Annotated in this window: 15 protein-coding genes and 2 pseudogenes; 9 read left to right on the top strand and 8 right to left on the bottom strand. The window is 69.7% G+C overall.

Annotated elements, in window-relative coordinates; genetic code table 11:
* Positions 1 to 905: 905 nt before the first annotated feature.
* Entirely contained in the window at positions 906 to 1,838 is a 933-nt protein-coding gene (locus OG788_RS39800; protein ID WP_406375803.1) for a hypothetical protein, read from the bottom strand.
* Between the two features lie 1,082 nt (positions 1,839 to 2,920).
* Here OG788_RS39800 and OG788_RS39795 point away from each other — a divergent pair.
* Together OG788_RS39795 and OG788_RS39790 are read left to right on the top strand one after the other, a co-directional pair.
* Entirely contained in the window at positions 2,921 to 3,583 is a 663-nt protein-coding gene (locus OG788_RS39795; RefSeq protein WP_406375802.1) for a Type 1 glutamine amidotransferase-like domain-containing protein, read from the top strand.
* A 690-nt stretch (positions 3,584 to 4,273) separates the two neighbouring features.
* Complete coding sequence (locus OG788_RS39790) at positions 4,274 to 5,062, top strand: hypothetical protein (RefSeq protein ID WP_406375801.1); 789 nt, start codon at positions 4,274 to 4,276, stop codon at positions 5,060 to 5,062.
* 251 nt (positions 5,063 to 5,313) lie between these two features.
* On the opposite strand, the gene OG788_RS39785 is transcribed toward OG788_RS39790, so the two are convergent.
* Positions 5,314 to 6,762, bottom strand: a complete 1,449-nt coding sequence (locus tag OG788_RS39785) for an FG-GAP-like repeat-containing protein (RefSeq protein WP_406375800.1) — start codon at positions 6,760 to 6,762, stop codon at positions 5,314 to 5,316.
* A gap of 143 nt (positions 6,763 to 6,905) precedes the next feature.
* Between OG788_RS39785 and OG788_RS39780 the strand changes: the two are divergent.
* Positions 6,906 to 7,406: pseudogene (locus OG788_RS39780) on the top strand (IS5 family transposase); the annotation flags it as partial.
* A gap of 9 nt (positions 7,407 to 7,415) precedes the next feature.
* Here OG788_RS39780 and OG788_RS39775 read toward each other — a convergent pair.
* The 6 genes from OG788_RS39775 to OG788_RS39750 form a co-directional block, all read right to left on the bottom strand.
* The gene (locus OG788_RS39775; RefSeq protein WP_406375799.1) at positions 7,416 to 8,798 is read right to left on the bottom strand and encodes a hypothetical protein; all 1,383 of its coding nucleotides are present in this window, start codon (positions 8,796 to 8,798) and stop codon (positions 7,416 to 7,418) included.
* Entirely contained in the window at positions 8,795 to 11,041 is a 2,247-nt protein-coding gene (locus OG788_RS39770; RefSeq protein WP_406375798.1) for a hypothetical protein, read from the bottom strand. Before OG788_RS39770 ends, OG788_RS39775 begins: the two co-directional genes overlap by 4 nt.
* 456 nt (positions 11,042 to 11,497) lie before the next feature.
* Positions 11,498 to 12,745 carry an MFS transporter gene (locus tag OG788_RS39765; protein ID WP_406375797.1) on the bottom strand — a complete coding sequence of 416 codons (1,248 nt, stop codon included), beginning with the start codon at positions 12,743 to 12,745 and terminating at the stop codon, positions 11,498 to 11,500.
* Positions 12,746 to 13,373: 628 nt separating this feature from the next.
* Positions 13,374 to 13,676 (bottom strand): putative quinol monooxygenase, encoded by a 303-nt coding sequence (locus OG788_RS39760; RefSeq protein ID WP_406375796.1) that lies wholly within the window; start codon positions 13,674 to 13,676, stop codon positions 13,374 to 13,376.
* 28 nt (positions 13,677 to 13,704) lie between these two features.
* Positions 13,705 to 14,067 carry a hypothetical protein gene (locus tag OG788_RS39755; protein WP_406375795.1) on the bottom strand — a complete coding sequence of 121 codons (363 nt, stop codon included), beginning with the start codon at positions 14,065 to 14,067 and terminating at the stop codon, positions 13,705 to 13,707.
* Positions 14,068 to 14,288: 221 nt separating this feature from the next.
* Entirely contained in the window at positions 14,289 to 15,251 is a 963-nt protein-coding gene (locus OG788_RS39750; protein WP_406375794.1) for a carbohydrate kinase, read from the bottom strand.
* Between the two features lie 259 nt (positions 15,252 to 15,510).
* Between OG788_RS39750 and OG788_RS39745 the strand changes: the two genes are divergently transcribed.
* The 6 genes and pseudogenes from OG788_RS39745 to OG788_RS39720 all read left to right on the top strand — a co-directional run bounded on the left by OG788_RS39745 (position 15,511) and on the right by OG788_RS39720 (position 21,585).
* Entirely contained in the window at positions 15,511 to 16,527 is a 1,017-nt protein-coding gene (locus OG788_RS39745; RefSeq protein ID WP_406375793.1) for a sugar ABC transporter substrate-binding protein, read from the top strand.
* A 209-nt stretch (positions 16,528 to 16,736) separates the two neighbouring features.
* Positions 16,737 to 17,729 carry an ABC transporter permease gene (locus OG788_RS39740; RefSeq protein ID WP_351554323.1) on the top strand — a complete coding sequence of 331 codons (993 nt, stop codon included), beginning with the start codon at positions 16,737 to 16,739 and terminating at the stop codon, positions 17,727 to 17,729.
* Entirely contained in the window at positions 17,729 to 18,565 is an 837-nt protein-coding gene (locus OG788_RS39735) for an ATP-binding cassette domain-containing protein (RefSeq protein ID WP_328446096.1), read from the top strand. Before OG788_RS39740 ends, OG788_RS39735 begins: the two co-directional genes overlap by 1 nt.
* Positions 18,566 to 18,642: 77 nt before the next feature.
* Entirely contained in the window at positions 18,643 to 19,665 is a 1,023-nt protein-coding gene (locus OG788_RS39730; protein WP_406375792.1) for a LacI family DNA-binding transcriptional regulator, read from the top strand.
* A gap of 151 nt (positions 19,666 to 19,816) precedes the next feature.
* Positions 19,817 to 20,059, top strand: a pseudogene (locus OG788_RS39725) (ABC transporter ATP-binding protein); the annotation flags it as partial.
* Positions 20,060 to 20,382: 323 nt separating this feature from the next.
* A complete protein-coding gene (locus tag OG788_RS39720) occupies positions 20,383 to 21,585 on the top strand; it encodes an IS110 family transposase (RefSeq protein ID WP_406376641.1) in 1,203 nt (400 codons plus the stop codon).
* Positions 21,586 to 21,722: the final 137 nt, after the last annotated feature.

The following is a 21,722-nucleotide window of genomic DNA, read 5'->3' as shown; positions in this document are numbered from 1 at the left end:
TTCGTATCGCGGCACGCGGACATCGCGAGATGTCCTGTACCGGACCACCGGCGGTTCGTACGCACGTATCGGCGGCCTCCGCAACGGTCGACCCTCTGAAATCGATCTACATCCGTGAAGAAAGCGCTTTCCGTCGGCAGACGATAGGGGGCCCTTCGTTGGCTGGCAAGAGTCTTGGCATGAACAGCCTTGCTCCGTCGTGAGGTTGCCGATTTCGGGGTGCCTGGAGAGGTGCGATCCACGGCGCAGGCGCCCAGCACACCCCTCCACCCGGTGAAGCGCTTACTTGCAGTCGTCGCGGTGTGAGCGCTTGCGCTTCTCCGCGAAGGCATCGCTGCGCGGCGGAGGCGTCTCCTGGGTGCGTCGCCGCAGGTGGAAAGAAGCGCGAGCGCTCACCGGACACGGTGCGGCGCTGTCGGTGCCGTCGCCTACGGTGCTGACATGGATCACTGGATACGCGGCCCGCTCAGCTGGCTGCACAGGCAGATCCCGCGCGGGGAGGAGACCGATGTCGTCTCCCCGAGTTCCTGGCTCAGGCCGTGCGGGCGCCACAGCGACAGTCCGCCGCGTAGCGGCGGCGCACCGAGCCTGCGGAGCAGGACCAGCTGTGATGGCGTTCTTTGGAAACGGTCCCCGTACTCACAGGTGACCCCAACACCTACTCAGTGAATCTCCCCCAGGCATCTGGCACCTGAACTACGGACGGGCGCCACAAGAGGTGACGTCCAATAGCCAGCCGGGCCCTGGGATGGGTCGGACCAACTGGGGCGCGGACGCCTGCTGAGGCAGCCTGCAAACGCGTGAAAGGGCGAGCCCAGGAAGGTTGGCCCTCATCACGGTGCGCGCCTCCTGACGGTGCGGCGGTACGCCCGGATGTCATGTCGGCGGGAAGGGATCGGCAGGAGTCAGGTGCGGGGCCAGTTCTGGCTGTCTGTCACCTCGCGCGCGATGCGACGCCACTGCTTTTCCCCGCCCGGCAGGGGCCAGGCCCAGGTCGGCTGTTCCGCGGTGTTCAGGCCGTGAAGGAGTCGGACGAGTTGCGGGCCGGCGGTGGCGGCGCCGTCCGGGACGGCCGGGCCGTGGACGGCGCGGAGTTCGGCGAAGCGTGCCAGTTCGTCCTCGTAGAAGCCCGCCGCTTCCTCGGTGCGCGTGGCCAGGTCATCGCGCGGGACCGTGCGGTGCAGCTGCAGCAGTGGTGGCTCGACCGATTCGGCGACTGCCGCAGCGAACCGCGCGTGGCCGTCCAGGATCAGATGGCAGTCCAAGCCACTGACCCACCACAACAGGACGGGCGGGAGCGTCCCTTCACGGGCTTGCTTGCGGTACGCCTTGACCCGGCTGTCGTCGGCATCGGGCATCGGCCGCAGCGGCAAGACCTCCCACGAATGAGAATGGAGGAACCAGTCGATGTATCCGTTGGGATGGCCGTCGACGAGCATCGAGCTCCAGTACTCGGCATGCGAAGTGTCGGCGTGGCGCCAGCGCCGGAGCGGACTCTCGCACGAGAGCAGCCACCGGCCCTCATGCAACGGGCTGCCCGGCGAGTCGATGAGGTACTCCGCAAAGCGGTGAGCCCACCGTTCACGGCTGCCCGCCAGGGCGCGGCCCGCATGGGCACGCAAGGGCGGGACGAAGGAGCGATACCCGTCGGTGCGCCAGAAGTCCACGCCCTCGAGCTGCTCGTCGACGACGGCGAGCAACACCGGCTGCGACATCTGGGAGACCAGCAGTTGCGCACCGGCAGTGAACACGCCCAGCCCCGGCTGGTGGCGGTCCTGTACGTCCAGGGACAGGCCCACCCACGTGCCGTCGTCCCGCGTGACATCGCTGCGCTGCATGCCGAGAGCCTAGACGGCTGCTGAGGGGACCCCCGATGGCATGTCCGTCGGGCATGCCCCGCACTCCACGAGCTGGTGATCCTGGCCGAAGGCACGTGCGGTGCTCATCGAAGCTGGATCTACGTGATCGCAGTGGGTGCCGGCGCGGCGGCGAAGCTGCCTGGCGTTGCACGGACGGCGTCGCCCTCCCTGCGGCTGTGCTCGTCTGTGCTCGGCCCGCCTCCGTCTCAGTCATCTTCAACCGGCCTGGGAAAAGTGGCTTCAGAGGGGATGTCAGCAGGATGTCAGCATTCCGACCGCGCGAGAATTGCTGGGGTGAGCTGTGGGGATGCGCACTGGGGCTCCGGTTCTCGCGCAAGAGATCACGCAAGAGGTGATGCAAGAGGTGTCGCAGGAGTAGCTGCAGGAGATGATGCGGCAACGTACCGTCGACCGCCCCGGGTCTCGTAGGCCGCGCGCTGGCCTGCTCCAGCACGGCGAAGCCGTCCCCCAGCGCGTCGGTCAGCATCTGTTGGTCGCCGTGGTGGTGTTCGGGGTTGTGGACGAACACCGCATCGAGCCTCTCGCGGCCCCTCGGTGCGGCCGCAGTCTGTCTGCCAGCGAAGGTGGGCGGGCGCAAGGCTGTGCCGGAGGTCCGGGGGGGTGATGACGCGGGCGGCGTGCGCGGCATCGACCGATCCCGGTTCACCACCCACACCTTCCGCGCCAGCACGCCAGCCAGGAGCCTGGCTGCTAGTTCTTTGACCTTCGGCGATCTGACTAGTCGCTGATGAAGATCAGGTAACTGCCCGACGCCTCTTCCGAGCATTCAAGAGGTCGCCACGCTCGGACATACCTGGATGCCCCGATGCATCGGCGAGTGCCTCGCCCATAACAGCCGAAGCCTGGGATCTGGGGGATCTCGACGTGGCTGCCAGCTGCGCCTGACGTCGTGGCTGACTGTCTTGTCAGGTGGAGCAGTCGAGCCCGGCGACCTGAGGGGACCTGAGGGATCTCTGAAGAGGCTGCCCGAACGACGATGAGTTCCAGCACGGTCCCCGGTCTTCAGGTACAGCCACCTTCCGCGCGAATTTGGAGGCACCTTGAAGCTCTTGCTCACGTCAGGCGGCGTCACGAACCCAAGCATCCACTCTGCGCTCGTGCAGCTTCTCGGCAAACCGATCGCCGAGTGCCACGCCCTCTGCGTCCCGACAGCACAGTGGGGTCACCCGATGTGCGGTCCGAAATCGGTGCGGGGCTTCGCAGCCGCCGAGCCCACGTGGCAGCACTTGTCCGGCCTGGGCTGGGCGTCGCTCGGTGTCCTCGAGCTCACCGCACTGCCCACCATCGGCGCCGGGCGATACGTCCCCTGGATCCGCGAGGCCGACGTGCTCCTGGTCGACGGCGGCGACGCGACCTATCTGTGCCACTGGATGCGGGAGTCCGGGCTGGCCGATCTACTGCCTTCGCTGCCTGACACGGTCTGGGTGGGAGTGAGTGCCGGAAGCATGGTGATGACGCCGCGGATCGGAGCGTACTTCGTCGAGTGGCCGTCCGCACCGGACGACCGCACCCTGGGAGTCGTCGACTTCTCGATCTTCCCGCACCTGGATGCTTTCCCGCAGAACACCCTGGCTGACGCAGAGCGGTGGGCCGCCGACATCGGCGTCCCGGCCTACGCCATCGACGAACAGACGGCCATCAAGGTCGTCGACGGCTCCGTCGAGGTGGTCTCCGAAGGACAATGGACGAAGTTCGGGTCATAGCAGCCCGGCACTGAAGAGGTCGCGTCGTTCCGCGAGACCCCGATAACGCGCCGCGACCTCGGTGACCACTTCTTGACCACTCCCGGAAGCGCCTTCTCCGCCGGCGCGATGTCGGTGAAGACCACTCGGCAAACGCCGTCACAACCGTCGCTGCACTCACCGTCGTCAGGGGCAGTCTCGCACTTCCCTCCCGAGATGATTCCCTTCGCGTACGCCGGTCCGTTGGACTGCTTCACGGTGTGGACGGGGCCGCCGGAGTCTCCGCTGAGGGTGCATGATCCGGAGTTCTCCTCGGCCACGGTCAGGTTCTCGCCGACCGAGCCGCTGGCATACCTGACGCGTGCCGCGTCGCGGAGACCGAGCTGTTCGAGCAGAGGGTCAAGCCGCCGGAGGTCGCGCGGCGGTTGCGAGTGAGCTCGCGTACCTGGTCACCAACCCGAGCCCGCTGTTCGCCCCGGACCGCCGCATCGCGTCAGCGACTCCTCAGACGTCCTCGTCGTGAAGGCGGTGGGCGCTCGGTCAGCGTCCTGGCCACCGGGTGCGGAGCGGCGCCAGGTGCCGCCCCTGGATGATCTAGAGTTCCGGCGGCGGGCAGTCGACCCGCCGCTCAGGTATTTGACTCAGGGGTGGGGATTGAGCACTGCAACATCTGCTGCTACGCAGCGGAACAGACCGGCGACCGCGCGGCGCGTGGCCGCCGCGGCGGTGGCCGGGGGAATGGCGCTGGTGGGCGTGGGGCTCACGGCGCCGGCCGCACACGCGGCTGAAAGCGACATCTCGTTCTCGAACGTCGTCTTCAACAACGGCAAGCCGATCGTCGTCGGCATCAGTGCCGAAGTCGAGGCCCCGCTGACGTACACGGTGAAGAGCAACGTGGCACTCGACAGCTGGTATGTCGACGCGTACCGCAGTAGCGGGTCCACCAGGTACATGCTCTCGATCTCCTCGACCCAGTGGAGCTGCAGGACGTCGTCTGCGGGGGGTTATACCCTCCGCGACTGCGACGAGACGGTGACCATCGACCCGGACGGCATGCCGGTCGGTCATGGCAATCACCTCGTCAACAGTGACGCCGCCGCGTGGAAGACACTCGGCACGGCCATCAAGAAGAACGGCGGCTACGACACCGACCTGCTCTCCGCGACGGTCCGCCTCCAGCGTGCCTCGCGCATCCAGAACGCGAACGCGTCCCCGGAGCCCGTCGCCAAGGGCAAGCAGATCACCGTCACCGGCACCGTGCAGCGCGCCAACTGGAGTCAGCACCGCTATGACAACTACGGCGGCCGGCTGGTGAAGCTGCAGTTCAAGCCCGCCGGTTCCAGCGCCTACGCCACGGTCAAGTCGGTGACCGCCAGCAGTACCGGGTACCTGAAGACCACCGTGACGGCTTCCCAGGACGGCACCTGGCGCTGGCGTTACAGCGGCAACACCACCACCGGCGCCAGCAACTCTTCCGGCGACTACGTCGACGTGAGCTGAGGACCCGTACTACGGTCACCGCGCCTGACTGCGCAGCGAGGGCCCCGCTCCGGCGGGGCCTTCCGCCTGCCGGGCTCTGGCCTGGACGCTGTGCTGCTCGATAGACATCCCACCGATCCTGGCAGGTCGGGCCGCGCGGCCGGCGTGATCACCGCGCAACCCGCCGCGTGTCGGCCCGCGTTGGAACGGCGAGGGGGCGCGTCCCGGTGCTGTGCGCACCGGAACGCGCCCCCTTGACCGAGCGTCCGGGCTCAGCCGCTGATCGGCGCGCCGAACTCGGGGTACCAGTCCTCGCCGGTGGCGAGCCCGATGGTCTCCGCGCTGAAGCCGACCGCGCGGGTGAAGGTGATCCGCACGCCGTCGCCGCGCAGCGAGGTGAGCGCGCCGTACCAGCCGTTCTCGCCGGGCGCGCCGACGGCCAGGTCGAGCCGCCCGTCGCGGTCGGTGTCGGCCAGCGCCAGGGCCTCGCCGAAGGAGTCGCGGGACTCCGCGACGCCGGGCACGCCCGGGGTGTCCTGGTGGAAGGCGTACGAGCCGGTGCCGGTCAGGCCCTTCGCGGAGCCGGGGAGCACGGTGACGGAGCCGGTGAAGCCCGTCAGGCCCACGCCCTCGTCGACGGCGCCGGTAACCAGGTCGGCCCGTCCGTCCCGGTTGACGTCGCCGAGCTCGACGGACCAGCCGAAGCGGTCGCCCTCCTCGACGACCCCGGGCACCCCGGCAGTGTTCTGCGTGATCACGACCGCCCGTCGGCCGTCGACGCCCTGCGCCGAGCCCCGCAGCACGGTCACGCTGCCGCCGTCCCGGGCGCCGGGCACCTCCTCGCGCCCGTACGGCTGCCCGGACACGACGTCGCCGTGGCCGTCGCCGTCCACGTCGCCGATGGCGAGGGAGAGTGCCGGGGGCAGGTCGCCCGCCGCGCGGCGGTTCGCCGGGACCCCGGGGGAAAGGTAGAGCGCGCCGCCGGAGCCGCTGAGCGGGTTGGTGACGGCGGCCAGGTCGTCGATGCCGTCGCCGTCGACGTCCCCGGCGGCGAGCGCGGTGACGCCGGTGCCGGTGGCGGGCATCGCCGACGCCTCGAAGTCGGTGAGCACGAAGCCCATCTCGCCGGACTGGCCGGTGCTCCGGTTGAGGTAGAGCCACAGGTGGGTGCCGCTGCCCGTGCTCGCCCCGATGTCGGCATGGCCGTCCCCGTCGAAGTCCCCGGCGGTGACCGCAGTGCCGAATCCGGTCTGCTCGATGCCCAGCGGCTGGCTCAGCGCCCCGCCCGCGCCGAGTCCCTTCGGGCTGCCCCACAGCACCGTGACCGTGCCCCAGTCGTCACCGCGCGGGATGTCCTCGCCGGGGGAGCCGACCGCGAGGTCGGTGTATCCGTCCTTGTTGAAGTCCCCGGCCGCGGTGGACGCGCCGAAGCGGTCGAACGCCTCGGCGATACCCGGCACGCGCGGTGTGTTCTGGCTGACGATCGTCGTTCGCGAGGACTTGATCCCGGCGGACGAGCCGTAGGCGACGACGACGGCCCCGGCCAGGCTGTGCCCGTCGATCGCCGCGTCGGGCGCGGAGACGGCGAGATCGCCGTAGCCGTCGCCGTTGAAGTCGGCGGTGGGCGTCGGTGTGCGGGCGTGGGCGGTGGCCGGGGGCAGAAGGACGGAGGCCGCGAGGGCGGCCGGCAGCGCGGCGCCGGCGACGATGAGTCTTCGCATGACACGGCAGACCCGTCCCCGGGGCCGATGGTTGTACGGGCGCCGGCCGGGTTCCGGACGCGCCGGGGCGTGGACCGCCCCGGCGCACGGTGCGTCCGGCCGGCGGGCCCGGACGGCGTGGGCGGCGATGGCGTCGAAGACCTGCGGCCACACATCACGCCCTCGGCCGATCCCGAGGCGGACTGACCACCAAAATCCACCTCGCCTGCGACGGCCGCGGCCGCCCCCTCGCCGTCCTGCTGACCCCGGACCAACGCCACGACAGCATCTGCGCACGGCCCCTCCTGGAACGCCTCCGCGTCCCGCGAACGGGCCAGGGCCGGCCCCTCTGCAGACCCGACCAGGTCGTCGCCGACAAGGCCTACAGCTCCCGCGGCTTCCGCGCCTACCTGCGCAGACGCGGCATCGCGTGCACCATCCCGGAGAAGAACGACCAGCAGCGACACCGGCACAACCGCGGCCGCCAAGGCGGGCGGCCGCCGGTGGTCGACCGGCGCAACTACCGACAACGCAACATCGTTGAGCGTTACTTCGATCGCCTCAAGGGGTTCCGCGGCATCGCAACCCGATACGAGAAGACCGCCGCCTCCTACGAAGCAGCGGTCCCACTCGCGTCATTCCTACTGTGGGCAAGATCCGTTTGAAGACGGACCCTAGTCGCGGGTCCGGCCGGCCATCGCGTCCCAGAAACGGTCCAGTTCACGGACGCGCATGCCGACCCAGCGCGGTGTCTTCCTGCGCAGCCCCCTGGGTAGCCAGCGCCGCACGCTACCGGGCAGCAGGGCCTGCTGCTGGCGGCAGAACGGCTCGCGGATCTCTCCCCGGGGCACCCGGCCCCGGGGAGGGTACGGGCAGAGCTGGAACTTGCAGTCGGGCAGACAGTTCGAGCCCGGTGCGGGCGGGGTGGAGGTGCCGATCCGCAGTCCGGGCTTCAGAGGCTCCCGGTCCGAACGGATGCACGGCGGCAGCGGCATACCGGGCTGCTCCGCACGGGCGAGCCGCTCCTCGACCTCGTCCGGGTGCCCGTCCCGTTCGATGAGATTCAGCATGACCAGCACGTCGGCAACGAGGCGTTGGGCGCGGGAGTCGAGGGTGCTCCAGCCGACCGACGGCGGAACCCACAGGCTGTGCCTGCGGTATCCCCCGGCGTTGTCGGCGCGTGAGCCGATGTTGTCGGCGACGCCCTTCTCGTCGATCCACAGGAACCGCTCAGGCTGCCCGGTCTCCAGAGCGAGAGCCACCAGGTCCCCGGCCTCGGCGACGAACGGATGCAGGCACGGCCGGGCCGGCTCACCGCGGGCATCGGACCGCCCCGACGACGCGTTCACCGTGCCCGCCATCGACAGCCAGCGTCGCGCGGTCCGTACGGCGGCGACCCCGCCGAGTGGCTGCAACGGCTCGTGCCCGTTGGAGCGGCCGCTGTCCCGCCCCGGGGCGGCGTGTCCCCGGTGGTCATGGCCGCCTGCACTGTCCGCGAGCTCCCACAGGCACAGCGCCTGGAGCAGGCTGAGCTGCGCGTACCAGCACCGGGACCGCTGGAGGACGGCTTCCGCCTGTCGGATCAGGTCGGAGCGGCCGCCCGGATAGGCGTGAGGATGCCGCTGGCGCCGGTTGGCCGCGTACTTGAAGCCCTGGGCCAGCGCGGCCTCGAGGGCGAGCGGCAGATCGGGGGCACCGCCGGTGAAGTTCGGGTCGAGATGGCGCAACCACTTGGTGAGTCGTTCCCTGGCCTCGTCGCGGTGGGCCTCGTCGACGGAACCCAGCAGCATGGGGATCATCCAGGCCCGCATCACGAACTCCCGGAAGAGATCGACTCGTTGCTCGCGGTAGCGGCGGTTCAGTACCTTCCGGTCTTGTTGCAGCCGCCTGATGCTCTCGGACGAGACGGTCCGCGACGTCGTACCGGCCGCCCTGGCCCGTCCCATGCGCGCGGCCCATGACTCGTACTCCCCGCGCTTCCAGGCTTTCAGCTTGTCGAGCCGGTCGTTGTACTCCTTCACGGGGTCGCTGTTCAGGCCGACCTGTTCGCGGATCACGGCGAACGCCGGTTGCCACCGGTGCCGAACTCCTGGGCGGCGGCCAGGCGGATGGAGTAGGAGGGCTCTTCGACACCCAGCCGGAAGAGCTGCCAGTACAGCGGGGTGGTGTCCGTCCGGTCGGAGGCCTTGCGCAGCGCGGCTCCCAGTTGCCTGAGCAGTCTCAGCTTGGCGTCCTCCAGGGTCCGCCGGTCGCCCTTGATCCCGGACCAGCGCTCGCGCACCGCCTCGACGATGTGGCCCAGCAACTTCGGGTCGTCGTCCACGCTCGCGATCTCCAGGGCTGCCGCGTAGAGGTCGAGGGCCTTCGGGTCGTCGGTGCGGCGGCCCGCGGCCGTGCACAGCTGATGGGCCAGAGGGCGGCCCCGCACGGGGGTCTGCCGCACCAGCCCCGCGAGTTCCTTGCGCACCCCGGCCCGGACGCCGCCGCCCCGCGCGGGGCGCGCCGCCGCCCGCCGACGGGACAGCAGCACCAGGGCGATGAGCAGTTCACGGCTGGGGCCGGGCGGCTGGAGTGCCCGCTCGACCAGCTCGCCGACGCCCCGCTCGCCCAGGTGGTTCAGCACCCGGTAGCCGAAGTAGGCCTGGATGATGCTGTGCGGGAATCGGACCCTGCGCGCGGAGCCCTCCACCAGCTCGAGCTGGCTCGCGCGGGCCGCGAAGCGGGCGAGGGCGGCGCGGCACTGGTCGAGGTTGCCCTCGCGCAGCCGCCGGCTCTCCTGGTCGCCGAGCCGCTCGCCGAGGGCATTCCAGATCTGCTGGCGATGCCATTCGGTCAGGCCGTTGCCGCGCTTGCCGTACGGGTCGAAGCCGCGCCTGCCGGCCCACATATGTTCGGCCCGGGCCCGGACCCGGCGCCCCGCGCCGGGATGGTGGATGTTCGGGTCGAGCAGTTCCGCGAAGTCGACCTCGAGGCTGTCCTGGAGGAGTCCGACGCAGGCGAGGGCCGAGACCACCTCGAGGGTGTCGCGGCGTTCCCGCGGGGTCAGTGCGACGTCCTCGCGCATTCTCCCCTCGCACAGCGCCTCGTCCCAGGTCTCCAGCAGCCACAGCCGCAGGGTGGCGCGGTCGTGGCCGCGTGTGCTCAGATGCTGAGGGCCGTCGCCCGGACGCTCGTGCTCCAGGGCTCCGTGCCGGTGGAGTTCGCGGGCGAGCTGGAGGTAGATCGGTGACTCGGTCACCTCCGCCGTCTCCACGATCCAGTCCACGAGCCGCTCGTCGGTCTCCGGTACGCCCGCTTCGACGAAGCGCAGTGCCGCCTCCTCGCTGAGCGGTTCCAGTTCGACGATCGCGGCGGAGGTGCTCTCCAGCGGGCTGTGCGGCCGGGAGGCGATGACCAGGGGCAGTTTCTCCTCGTGGGCACGCTCGATGGCTTGGCGGATGATGTTGTCCCGGTTGTGCCCGTGGCCGTCGTCGAGGAGGACCTCTTCGAGGCCGTCGGCGATCACCACCGGCTTGTCGTCGGCGAGGAGTTGCTGCCAGACCCGGTCGGTCTTGCCGCGCGCCATGATGCCCTTGGGAGCCTCCTCGGCGAAGCGCCGCCTGGCGAGGCGTTCGAAGTTCAGGTCGGACCCGTCGACCGCGTCCCGCAGCCGGATCGGCACCGGTACGGCGTTCTGGCGGGCCAGGAGTTCGGTGAGCCGTACGAGGACGGCGGTCTTCCCGGCTCCGACGCCGCCGACGAGGAGATAGGGCCGGCGGGTGGCACGCTCCCGTAGCCGTTCGGCGATGACCTGGGCGATCTCCTCGCGGCCCACGATCTCGGCGGTGTCGTGCCCTGCGGTGGGCACCAACTTGTGGGGATCCCGCAGTGCTTTGGTGAGGTAGCGTCGTTTGGTCCAGCGGTACCACCAGAACAGGAAGAGCGTGGCGGCGATCGAGGCGGCGAGGATCGGACCGACGAACTTGAAGACGGTCTCGAACCCTTGGTTGCCCTGCCGCCAGTTCTCGAAGCCGGTCGTCTGGTGCGTAATGAGGATGAACAGGCCCTCTCCGGCCCAGGCGAGCAGCGCCAGCACGGCGACGAGCCAGATCGCCCTGGTGACGTTGGCGTAGGAGAGGTACCGGCACCACTTCCTGGGTCGGGTGGCCCCGCGGCGGGCTTCCAGACGGATCGTCAGGCTGTGCCAGCGGCCCACGAGGCCTTGTCCGATCCGGGTTCCTGCCCGCCGGACGTTCAGCGTCGCCATCGGCGCGGCGCGCGGTCGCTCCTTGCCGGGTGGGTGGCGGACGACGCTCGTCATGGTGCGTTCTCCTAGCGCGTTCCGAGAGCGCTTCTCGGGATGGAGGATTCGCGGTGCGCCGACGCCTTCTTCCATGGAATCACTTCCCGCATGCATCGCAACCCGGACGCCCCCGGCGATCCCACTGCCTCCCTTGAGCGCTTCCGCGTCGACCGACAACTCGAAGAGGCCCTCACCCACGGCCCCGATCCGCTTCACCTCGGGCACGTCTTTCGGGCCCGGTTCCTGGCCTCCGTAGGAGAACGCCGCGCCAGTTCAGGCACTACAGGTAGTCGAGGCTGCCGGTGGACGTCGGCGCGGCACAGGGCCCGTCGGGTTGGCGCTCGCGCTCTGCGCGTCCTCGGCCAAGGACAGGGGACCCCGCTCCCACCCGCCAACGCCAACGCCAACGGGGAGCGTTCAATCGCGGCCGGCAGCGTGTTAAGGAGCTGTGGTCTTTACGCGTCGGAGTCGAGCTCAGTGAAGCACCGGATCTTCGGAGGTGGGCAGCGGTTCTGCGGACTTCGGGGCCAGCGCGCGGATGGAGGGGGTGGCGACCATGGCGAGAGTGGCGAGGAGGATGAGCGCGGCGGCCGCGTAGAGGGCGGCATGGAGGCCGAGGAGGAGCACGGCGGGTCCGGCGGCGAACTGGGCGAGCGGGAGTGCGAGGTAGGAGCCGAGGTCGTCGTAGGCGTAGACGCGGGCCAGGCGGTCTTCGGGGATCTGCTCGTTCAGGGTCGAGTACCAGGCGACGCCGGCCTGCTCGACGCCCACGCCCGCCATGAAGTTGGCCATGACCAGCACCCAGGTGTAGGGGGCGAGCACGAGCAGCAGCGGGGTCATCGCCGTCAGGCTCATCAGGGCGCAGCCGACCAGGATCGCGCGGCGGGGCCGCCATCTCAGCGACAGTACGCCGCCGGCGACCGCCCCGAGCGAGCCCGCGGCGAGGGCCAAGCCCCAGCCGGTGCGTCCGATCCCGGTGGTGTCGGCGACGGCCGGGCCGAGGACGGTGAACGAGGCGGTGAGGCCGGCGTTGAGGAAGCAGAAAGCCACCACGATCACCCACACCCAGCTGCGGGAGGTGAACTCCCGCCAGCCGACGCGCAGTTCATGCACCAGGCCGGGGCTGGGCGCGGGCGGTGCGACCTGGACGCGGACCAGCGCGAAGGACGCGGCGGCGACCGCGAAGCTTAGCGCGTCGACGGCCAGGCCCCAGCCGGGGCCGACCGCGGCGACCAGTACGCCGCCCAGGGAGGCGCCCACGATCATCGCGCTGCTGCCCGCGATCCGGGAGAGCGCGAGGGCGGCGCGGCGGGAGTCGGCCGGTACGGTCTGGGGCAGCAGGGCCTGGGCGGCGGGTTGGTAGCAGGAACTTGACGCCCCGTTGACCGCGGCGAGCACCATGAGCAGGGGGATGGCGGCGCTGTGGGTGAGGACCAGGGCGGCGACCACCGCCTGGCTCGTGGCGCTGACCACGCTGCTGCCGACCAGCAGCGGGCCGCGCGGCAGCCGGTCCGCCAGCACCCCGCCGTACAGCAGGAAGAGGATGCCGGTGAGGGAGTGGGCGCCGATCACCGACCCGAGCGAGCCGACCGAGCCAGTGGCGTCGAGCACGGCGAAGGCCAGGGCGATCGGCGCCACCCCGTTGCCGAGCAAGTTTGCCGTCGTACCGATGAAGAGGTGACGGAACGGGCGGTGGCGCAGTGGTGCCAGGGCGGCAGGCATGCGCCTGATCGTCGGGGCTGGGCGGCGCGCCCGGCAACGGGTTTTTACAACTGGCCGCTACCAGGAGGCGACGGCCTGATCGAGGAACTCCGCAAGACCGTCAGGATCCGCCGGCGTCGGGAACACGTCCGACGCGGCCCATACCCGGGCCACGTCGTGCAATGAACCATCGTCAGCGACGGCGAGTGGTCACACAGGGCGTCTATTGGCGACAAACACAACAGTTGCCGTCGCGAGCAGGTGCCATGCCGCAGGTCCGCCGGGATGGTCTTGGCCGACCCGTCCGAAAGGATCACCTCCGCCGGGCAGCAGCCCGGCGATCTTGGCATCCGCCCCTGACACCCCCTCTCGATCGGTGCTTCACTCCAGAGGAACCGCACCCGCCCGGCCCTGACGTCACCTGCTCCGAACTTGTCAGCCGGTTGTCATCCAGCAGACGGCAGTTGCCCTGTTCGCAGAGGTACCGGACGGTCAGAAGCTCCAGCTGTAGAGGCCACCACCCGTGCGCACTGCCGACCGCGCCAGCCGGGCGACTCCCTGCAAGGACCGCCAGTAGATCGTCGTCGGTCATATCGTCCCCGTCGGCAGATCGAGACCGCGCCCCGGTGGAGGCCCTTGTCAGGGCTCGTTACGGATTCGTGGCCAGCTGGTTCAGGAACGTCAGCACGGAGGCGTCCTCTTCGATCAGCGGAACGAGGGCGGCGTTGAAAGGGCCGCCGTACGGGGCGTTCAGGTGCGTCTGGAAGGCGTCCTCGTCCCGGTACACCTCGAAGATCCAGAAGGCGCGCGGAGCGGCTGCCTTGGCGTAGACGTCGAAGGCGAGGTTGCCTTCTTCCTCGCGCACCTTCAGGGCGTAGTCGCCGATCAGACGGGCGACCTCGTCCTGTGCTCCCTCGCGGGCGGTGAACTCGGCGAGCAGGGTCTTCTTCACGGTCTCGTGTCCTTGTCAGTCGTGGGCGTCAGTTGTGGGCGTACTTCTTGCCGCCCGACGTGTTCTCCCAGGACACCGCCGCGCAGTAGTACTTGCCGTAGTCGGCCCAGTCGGCGCGCTGCACGACGGACTTCGCGGCCGTGTCGGCGGCGGCGAACTGGTCGGCGAGGAGGTGGCCCCAGCCGGCGGTGTTCATGTCGACGATCTGGATCTGCGTCTGCTTGCCGGCGTATGAGCGCATGTCGAAGGGGGCCCGGTCCAGGGTCTCGCTGTTGGAGCCGGTGGCGCTGCGGACGACCTTGCCGTCGACGATCAGGTTGACGGACGTCTCCTGGGAGACGAGCTGGGCCTGGGTGTCGGAGAGCATCCGGGATACGCGTCCAGAGCTCATGGTGGCTCCTGTGCTGGGGCCGTCCACTGGGCGGAGCCTGCGGCTCGTGCGTGGACCGACCGAGACGTGACGCCCTGGCCGGCGTCGTCGTCCACGCGACCGAACCAGGGGTGTCATCGTCGACTTGTGTCATCGATGACACTCAGTGGCCCAATGATGGGCGGAATCCGCCCGATGCGTCAAGGCTGGGGCGGAACTGCCCGGCGCGGCCCGCCCGCCCGTCAGGCGCCACCCGCGGCCGACAGCTCCGCCAACTGGTTCCGCCACGGCGGATTGGGACCGGCGACCGAGCAGGTCAGGGCCGCGACCCGGGTGCCGAACCGGCAGGCTTCCGCGACCTCGTCGAGACCGAGATCGGCCAGCCGGCCACCTAGGAGTCCACGGGCGCCGAGGTGGTGCAGCAGGCCGCCGGTGAAGGAGTCCCCCGCGCCGACCGTGTCGACGACCCGCGTGGCCACCGCGGGCACCCGCAGCCGTTCGCCGTCGAGCGAGGCCAGGGCGCCGTCGACGCCGAGCGTGATCACGACGAGCCGTACCCCCGCCGCATGCCAGATGTCGCACGCCTGCTCGGGCGGAGTGCCCGGCAGGAGGAGTTCCAGGTCGTCCTCGCTCAGCCGCAGGATGTCGGCGAGAGCGCACCAGTGCGCCAGTCGGGCGCGGTAGACCTCGGGGCGCACCAGCAGCGGCCGGACATTGGGATCGATGCTGATGGTGGCCCGCGGAGCAGCAGCCGCCAGGAACTCCTCCACCGCCGCCCCGCCGGGCTCACGGACCAGCGCCAGCGACCCGGTGTGCACACAGGCCGTTTCGGACAGATCCACCCTTGCCAGTTCCCCTGGAGTCCACTGCCAGTCGGCCGTGTTCTGCGCGTGGAACGAGAACGCGGCCTGCCCGGTGGCGTCCAGCTCCGCCACGGCCAGCGTGCTGGGCTCGGCGGCGGCGACGGCGTGCGACAGGTCGACGCCGGACGCCTCCAGGTGGGCCCGGAACAGGCGGCCGAACACATCGCCGGACAGGCGTGCGAGGAAGCGGGCCGGCGTGTCCAGCCGGGCCAGGGCCACCGCCGTATTCGCGGGTCCGCCGCCAGGCAGCACCCGCAGGGCGAGCTCGTCCGAGGCGCTTGCCCGTTCGGCGAAGGCGTCCGCGACGCACTCTCCCAGAACGGTGATCTGACGCGGGCTCATGGGCTGCTCTCTCTCGGAAAGGCTCGGAAAGACCGGGCAAAGTGGCGGCGTTGCGACACAGCCACTGACCGGCCGCGCGGAGCCGACGGCTAGGGACGTTGCCGATTTGTGACGAGTGGAAGGCATTGACGTTGCCGGTATCCGGAGTCCATCATCCTGGCCAGGCAGTGTCAACGATGACATAAGTCAACGATGACACCCCGGGCGGCATGCTCTGATCCCAACCCCCGTGCCACCCGCTATCCCACAGGAGTCGATCATGTCTCGCACCACTCGCCTGTCCTCGTCCCTCCTCCGAGCCGCCGCGGTCACTGGCGTCGCGGCACTCACCCTGACGGCCTGCGGGTCCGGCTCCGGTTCGAGCTCCACGAGCTCCGGCTCGGGCAAGGTGAAAGTCGGTCTGATCACCAAGACCGACACCAACCCGTTCTTCGTGAAGATGAAGGAGGGCGCGGAGAGGGCCGCCAAGGAGAACGGCGCTCAACTGTCGACCGCGGCAGGCAAGTTCGACGGGGACAACGCCGGGCAGGTCACCGCCATCGAGAACATGGTCGCCGCCGGCGTGAAGGGCATCCTGATCACCCCGAGCGACTCCAAGGCGATCGTGCCCGCGATCCAGAAGGCCCGTGCCAAGGGTGTTCTGGTCATCGCGCTGGACACGCCGACCGAGCCGGAGAGCGCGGTCGACGCTCTCTTCGCCACCGACAACCTCAAGGCCGGCCAGCTGATCGGCGAGTACGCCAAGGCCGTCATGAAGGGCAAGACGGCGAAGATAGCCGCCCTCGACCTGGCGCCGGGCGTCTCCGTCGGCGTCCAGCGACACAACGGTTTCCTGAAGGGCTTCGGCGCCACCGAGCAGGATGTCGTGTGCGCCCAGGACACCGGTGGCGACCAGGCAAAGGGCCAGACCGCGATGGAGAACTGCCTGCAGAAGTCACCCGACATCAACGTCGTCTACACCATCAACGAACCGGCGGCCCTGGGCGCGTACACCGCGCTGAAGGCCAAGGGCCGGGAGAAGGACGTCCTGATCGTCTCTGTCGACGGAGGCTGCACCGGCACCCAGGCCGTCAAGGACGGCAAGATCGCCGCGACTTCGCAGCAGTACCCGCTGAAGATGGCCGCCGAGGGCGTCAAGGCAGTCGTGACGTACGCCAAGGACGACAAGAAGGCGTCCGGTTACACCGACACCGGCGTCACGCTGATCACCGACAAGGCGCAGGACGGGGTCACGTCGAAGGACACCGCCTACGGCCTGGAGAACTGCTGGGGCTAAGCCCCCAGGGACTGCCGTCACCTTCCCGTCGTCCGCCCGCGGCAGGCGGGAAGGCGACGACAGCCCCGGGACCGTACGACACCGCCACTCCCCTCAGCGGGGCGGTCGGCCCACCTCCCCGACCAGGGACGGCCGCCCCCTTGTCCCGTCGGCGGGGCTTCTGCCCTCGTCCTCCGACAGGGACATCTGTCTTCCGACAAGGACTTCGCATGACAGCCACGACAACGCCGTACTCGGAGCTCAAGGCACCGACCACAGCCCGCAGACTGCTCACGGCGCCGACCACCGGACCCCTGGCCGCCCTCCTCCTGGCCTGCGCCTTCTTCTCCTTCTCGACCGACCAGTTCCTGACCGGCGGGAACTTCTCGCTGATCGTGCAGCAGGTCATGGTCGTGGGCACCCTCGCCATCGGGCAGACCCTGATCATCCTCACGGCGGGGATCGACCTGTCGTGCGGGGCCGTGATGGCGTTCGGCAGCATCGTGATCGCCAAGATGGCGGCCGAGGGCTCCCTGCCCCCGCTCCTCGCCGTCGCCCTGGGCCTGGTGGTCTGCGGCGGGTTCGGTCTGCTCAACGGGTTGCTGGTGCAGAAGATCCCGCTGCCGCCGTTCATCGTCACCCTTGGCATGCTCAACGTGGCGTTCGCGCTGACCCACATCTACTCCGAGGAGCAGACGGTCACCGACCTGCCCGGCCCGCTGACGGCCCTCGGGGGGACCTTCCCGCTGGGCCACACGGACATCACCTACGGCTCCCTGGTCACCATCGCCCTGTTCCTCCTCCTCGCCTACGCGCTGAGCAGCACCGGCTGGGGACGGCACGTCTACGCCCTGGGCAACAGCGCCGAGGCCGCCCGGCTCAACGGCATCCGTACCTCTCGCCTGACCATCGGCATCTACACCGTGGCCGGCCTGCTGTACGGCATCGCCGCCCTGCTGCTCATCTCCCGCACCGGAGTCGGCGACCCGCAGGCGGGGCAGACCGACAACCTCGACAGCATCACCGCCGTGGTCCTCGGCGGCACCAGCCTCTTCGGCGGGCGCGGTTCGGTCCTGGGCACCTTCATCGGCGTCCTCATCGTCGGCGTGTTCCGCAACGGCCTCCAGCTGATGGGCGTCGCCTCCATCTACCAGACCCTGATCACCGGAGTCCTGGTGATCCTCGCGGTGACCGTCGACCAGCTCTCCCGGAAGAAGGCCTGATGACCGTCACCTCCTCCCCCACGCCCGTGCTGCAGGCCCGCGGTCTGGTCAAGCGGTACGGCCAGGTCACCGCCATCGACGGCGCCGACTTCGACCTGCTCCCCGGTGAGGTCCTCGCCGTCATCGGCGACAACGGCGCCGGCAAGACCAGCCTGATCAAGGCCCTCACCGGCGCGGTGACTCCCGATGCGGGCGAGATACGACTCAACGGCGAGCCCATCGCCTTCTCCGGCCCGCAGAGCGCACGCGCCCACGGCATCGAGACGGTCTATCAGGACCTCGCCGTGGCCGCCTCCATGGACATCGCCTCGAACATGTTCCTCGGGCGCGAGCTGCGCCGCCCCGGCGTCCTCGGCAGTGTCTTCCGCATGCTGGACAAGAAGCGCATGCGCCAGGAGGCCGCCGAGCACATGGCCGACCTGAAGATCGGCCTGCGCTCGCTGACGCAGTCGGTGGAGACGCTCTCCGGCGGACAGCGGCAGGCCGTCGCGGTCGCCCGTTCCGTCGCCTGGGCCCGCTCCGTCGTCGTCATGGACGAACCCACCGCAGCCCTCGGCGTCAAGGAGTCCGGCCAGGTCCTCGACCTCATCCGCCGGGTCCGCGACAAGGGCATGCCGGTTGTCCTGATCAGTCACAACATGCCCCACGTCTTCGAGATCGCCGACCGGATCCACGTCCACCGCCTCGGCCGGCGCGCTGCCGTGATCAAGCCCTCCGACTACTCCATGGCCGAGGTCGTCGCCATCATGACCGGCGCTCTCACCGTCGACGAAACCGGAGATACTGTCGTAGCGGATTCGGAGGCCGCGAAGGCCGCCGGAGTCCGGGCCACCTGACAGCCCTACCCAGCTCTCGCATCTTCCGGCCGAGGCCGCGGCCGGAAGCGAGAGCCCTCAGGAGATCGGTTTCCTCCATGGCAGCGAACCGCCGCCCCACCCTGGCCGACGTCGCCCGAGAAGTCGGCGTCAGCGCCAAGACGGTCTCCCGAGTCCTCAACGAGGACGGACCCGCCTCCGCGCAGACCAGGGAACAGGTGCTCGCGGCAGTGGCCAAGCTCGGCTTCCAGCCGAACCTCATGGCCCGCAACATCCGCATCGGCGGCCCGGACACCACCATCGGCCTGGTCATTCCCGACCTCGCCAACCCCTTCTTCGGAGCCGTGGCCCGCGCCATCGAGGACACCGTCCGCGAACGCGGACTGACCCTCCTCATGGGCTCCTCCGCGGACGACCCCGAGCGCGAACGCGCCCTGACGGACAAGTTCCTCGCCCGCCGCGTCAGCATCCTGATCGTCGTACCGTCCGTCGGCGCCGACCACTCCCACCTCAAGTCCCACCGTACGGCGGGGCTGCCCGTGATCTTCCTGGACCGACCCGGAGTCGGCCTCGCCACCGACAGCATCGTCAGCTCCAACCGGGCCGGCGCCCACGACGGCGTCGCCCACCTCATCGCCCACGGACACCGGCGCATCGGCTTCGTCGCCGACCTGCCCGTGAAGCTGTACACCCGCCGTGAACGTCTGGCCGGCTACCGCTCGGCACTCCAAGAAGCCGACATCCCCGACGACCGCTCGCTCCTCGCCAACGCCCACAACCAGCAGGGAGCCGAGACCGCGACCGCCCAACTCCTCGGCCTGGCCGATCCCCCCACAGCGCTGTTCGCCGGCAACAACATCATGGCGCTGGGCATCGTCGCCGAACTGGCCCGCAGCAAGCGCAAGGACGTCGCCGTCGTCGCCTTCGACGACATCTCGCTCGCCGGGGCACTCGAGCCGGCCCTGACCGTCGTCGCCCAGGACGCGGAAGAACTCGGCAGGGCAGCCGCGACCACCGCGCTGACCCGACTCGACGGCGACCGCACCCGCGCCCGCACCATCACCGTCCCCACCCACCTGATCGTCCGAGGCTCGGGCGAACTCCCTGTCCCTGCCTCGTAGAAAGCATGACCTGGAGTTGGCGACGAACTGCACGGCAGGCAGGCTGTCGAGATCGGCCGGCCGGCACTGCCGCTCTTCGGCGTGGCGGCGAACCCGCAGGTGGCACTCCCTTGACCGCGTCGGGAGAGCTCGCCGCAGCACAGGCCGCGGCACGAAGGACGCTACCGACCAGATCCGCGCCGACGCCATGGCCGGCTTCCTGTCCGGCCGGTACCGGCAGACGGTCGCCCGGATCAACCGTGAGGACCGGGCCGCGGCTGACAAGGGCGCCCGGATGTCCCTGTTCGGCGCGCTGTGCGGGGGGCTGGGATCGGCGGTGGTGCGGGCGGCGGTCGTGTGGCTGCTCGCGACTGGCCGTATCACCGTCGGGCGCGCCGGGACGGCCGTCTTCGCTCCCGCCGAGGTCGCCTGGCCACTCCAAGCGGAAGCAGATGATCACCGGCGATCTCGTCAGCGTCGCCGCGCTCCTGGCACCTGCCCCCCCATTACCGTTTTGGTAGCCCCGCAATGGGGCGCCCGGCCTTCGGAGTGGGCATGACTTTCTCCCCCTGTCGATCGCATGTCTTGGGGGGTGGTGTCACCGGCTTCGAAGGCATCGACAGACCGCTGATTAGGGGCATGACCACCGGCTTCTTCGCAGGTCGGGAGGCTCTTCGTAATGTGGATGTGGCGATCGGTGCCGTGGGACGGCCGGGCGAGGACGACCGAAGGACGCACGTGATCGACGTCAGTGACATCGGCGCTTTCCTCGGCCTGGACGTCGGCAAAGGCGAACACCACGCCACCGCCGTCACCCCAGCCGGAAAGAAGGCTTTCGACAAGCGGCTGCCCAACAGCGAGCCAAAGCTCCGCGAAGTATTCGGCAAGCTGCAGGCCAAGCACGGGACCGTGCTCGTTGTGGTCGACCAGCCGGCCTCGATCGGGGCTCTGCCGCTGGCAGTGGCCCGGGACATGGGCTGCGAAGTCGCCTATCTGCCCGGGCTGACGATGCGGCGGATCGCCGACCTCTATCCCGGCGAGGCCAAGACCGATGCCCGGGATGCGTTCGTCATCGCCGACGCGGCCCGCGTCATGCCTCACACACTCCGCTCGGTCGCCCTCGAGGAAGAGACCATCGCCGAGCTGGAGATGATCGTCGGCTTCGACGACGACCTGGCCGGCGAAGCAACCCGCATCAGCAACCGCATGCGGGGCCTGCTGACGCAGATCCACCCGTCGCTGGAACGGGTACTGGGCCCGCGCGTCCAACACCCGGCCGTGCTCGAACTCCTCGACCAATTCGGCTCCCCGGCCCAGATCCGCAAAGCCGGACGGCGCCGGCTCGTGACGCTGATACGTCCGAAGGCACCGCGGATGGCCGAGCGACTCGTCGACGACATCTTCACCGCACTGGACGAACAGACCGTTGTCGTCCCAGGCACCGACGCGGCCGCTCTGATCGTCCCCAGCCTCGCCAACTCGCTCCGAGCGGTGCTTGACCAGCGGAAACTCTTGGCCACTCGGATCGAGGAACTGCTGGAGAACCACCCTCTTTCGAAGGTCCTGACGTCCATGCCGGGGATCGGCGTCAGGACCGGAGCCCGCATCCTCATCGACGTCGGCGACGGCAGTTCGTTCCCGACCGCCGCCCACCTCGCCGCCTACGCCGGCCTCGCCCCAACAACCCGCAGCTCGGGCTCCTCGATCCGCGGCGAACAACCCTCCCGACGCGGAAACAAGCAGCTCAAACGGGCCTTCTTCCTGTCCGCGTTCGCGGCTCTGGCCGACCCTGCCTCCCGGACCTACTACGACAAGAAGATCAGCCAGGGAAAGCACCACACCCAGGCCCTCCTCTGCCTCGCCAGACGACGAGCCGACGTGCTCTTCGCGATGCTCCGCGACGGCACCTTCTACGACCCACAGCCCGCCACATCAGCTTGACGAAACCCATAGGGGCACCCCCCCCCGCCCGCTCGACGAAGGAGGATCCACGTGACCTGTCCCGACGATCCCTTCCCGAGCCTGTCTCCGGGCAAGGAAGCCCTGTTCGCGGCGGCAGCCGAGGAGTACAACCGCCA

It is taken from the genome of Streptomyces sp. NBC_00647 (assembly GCF_045207245.1).
GTDB lineage: Bacteria > Actinomycetota > Actinomycetes > Streptomycetales > Streptomycetaceae > Streptomyces.
This window is presented reverse-complemented; position numbering and strand designations above follow the sequence as displayed.

Excerpts from the sequence above, each read along its gene's own strand:
- OG788_RS39800 (WP_406375803.1), bottom strand. The coding sequence starts at position 1,838 with ATGCAGCGCAGCGATGTCACGCGGGACGACGGCACGTGGGTGGGCCTG.
- OG788_RS39730 (WP_406375792.1), top strand. The coding sequence starts at position 18,643 with ATGGCAGCGAACCGCCGCCCCACCCTGGCCGACGTCGCCCGAGAAGTC.
- OG788_RS39750 (WP_406375794.1), bottom strand. The coding sequence starts at position 15,251 with ATGAGCCCGCGTCAGATCACCGTTCTGGGAGAGTGCGTCGCGGACGCC.
- OG788_RS39770 (WP_406375798.1), bottom strand. The coding sequence starts at position 11,041 with ATGACGAGCGTCGTCCGCCACCCACCCGGCAAGGAGCGACCGCGCGCC.
- OG788_RS39735 (WP_328446096.1), top strand. The coding sequence starts at position 17,729 with ATGACCGTCACCTCCTCCCCCACGCCCGTGCTGCAGGCCCGCGGTCTG.
- OG788_RS39755 (WP_406375795.1), bottom strand. The coding sequence starts at position 14,067 with ATGAGCTCTGGACGCGTATCCCGGATGCTCTCCGACACCCAGGCCCAG.
- OG788_RS39745 (WP_406375793.1), top strand. The coding sequence starts at position 15,511 with ATGTCTCGCACCACTCGCCTGTCCTCGTCCCTCCTCCGAGCCGCCGCG.
- OG788_RS39785 (WP_406375800.1), bottom strand. The coding sequence starts at position 6,762 with ATGCGAAGACTCATCGTCGCCGGCGCCGCGCTGCCGGCCGCCCTCGCG.
- OG788_RS39765 (WP_406375797.1), bottom strand. The coding sequence starts at position 12,745 with ATGCCTGCCGCCCTGGCACCACTGCGCCACCGCCCGTTCCGTCACCTC.
- OG788_RS39740 (WP_351554323.1), top strand. The coding sequence starts at position 16,737 with ATGACAGCCACGACAACGCCGTACTCGGAGCTCAAGGCACCGACCACA.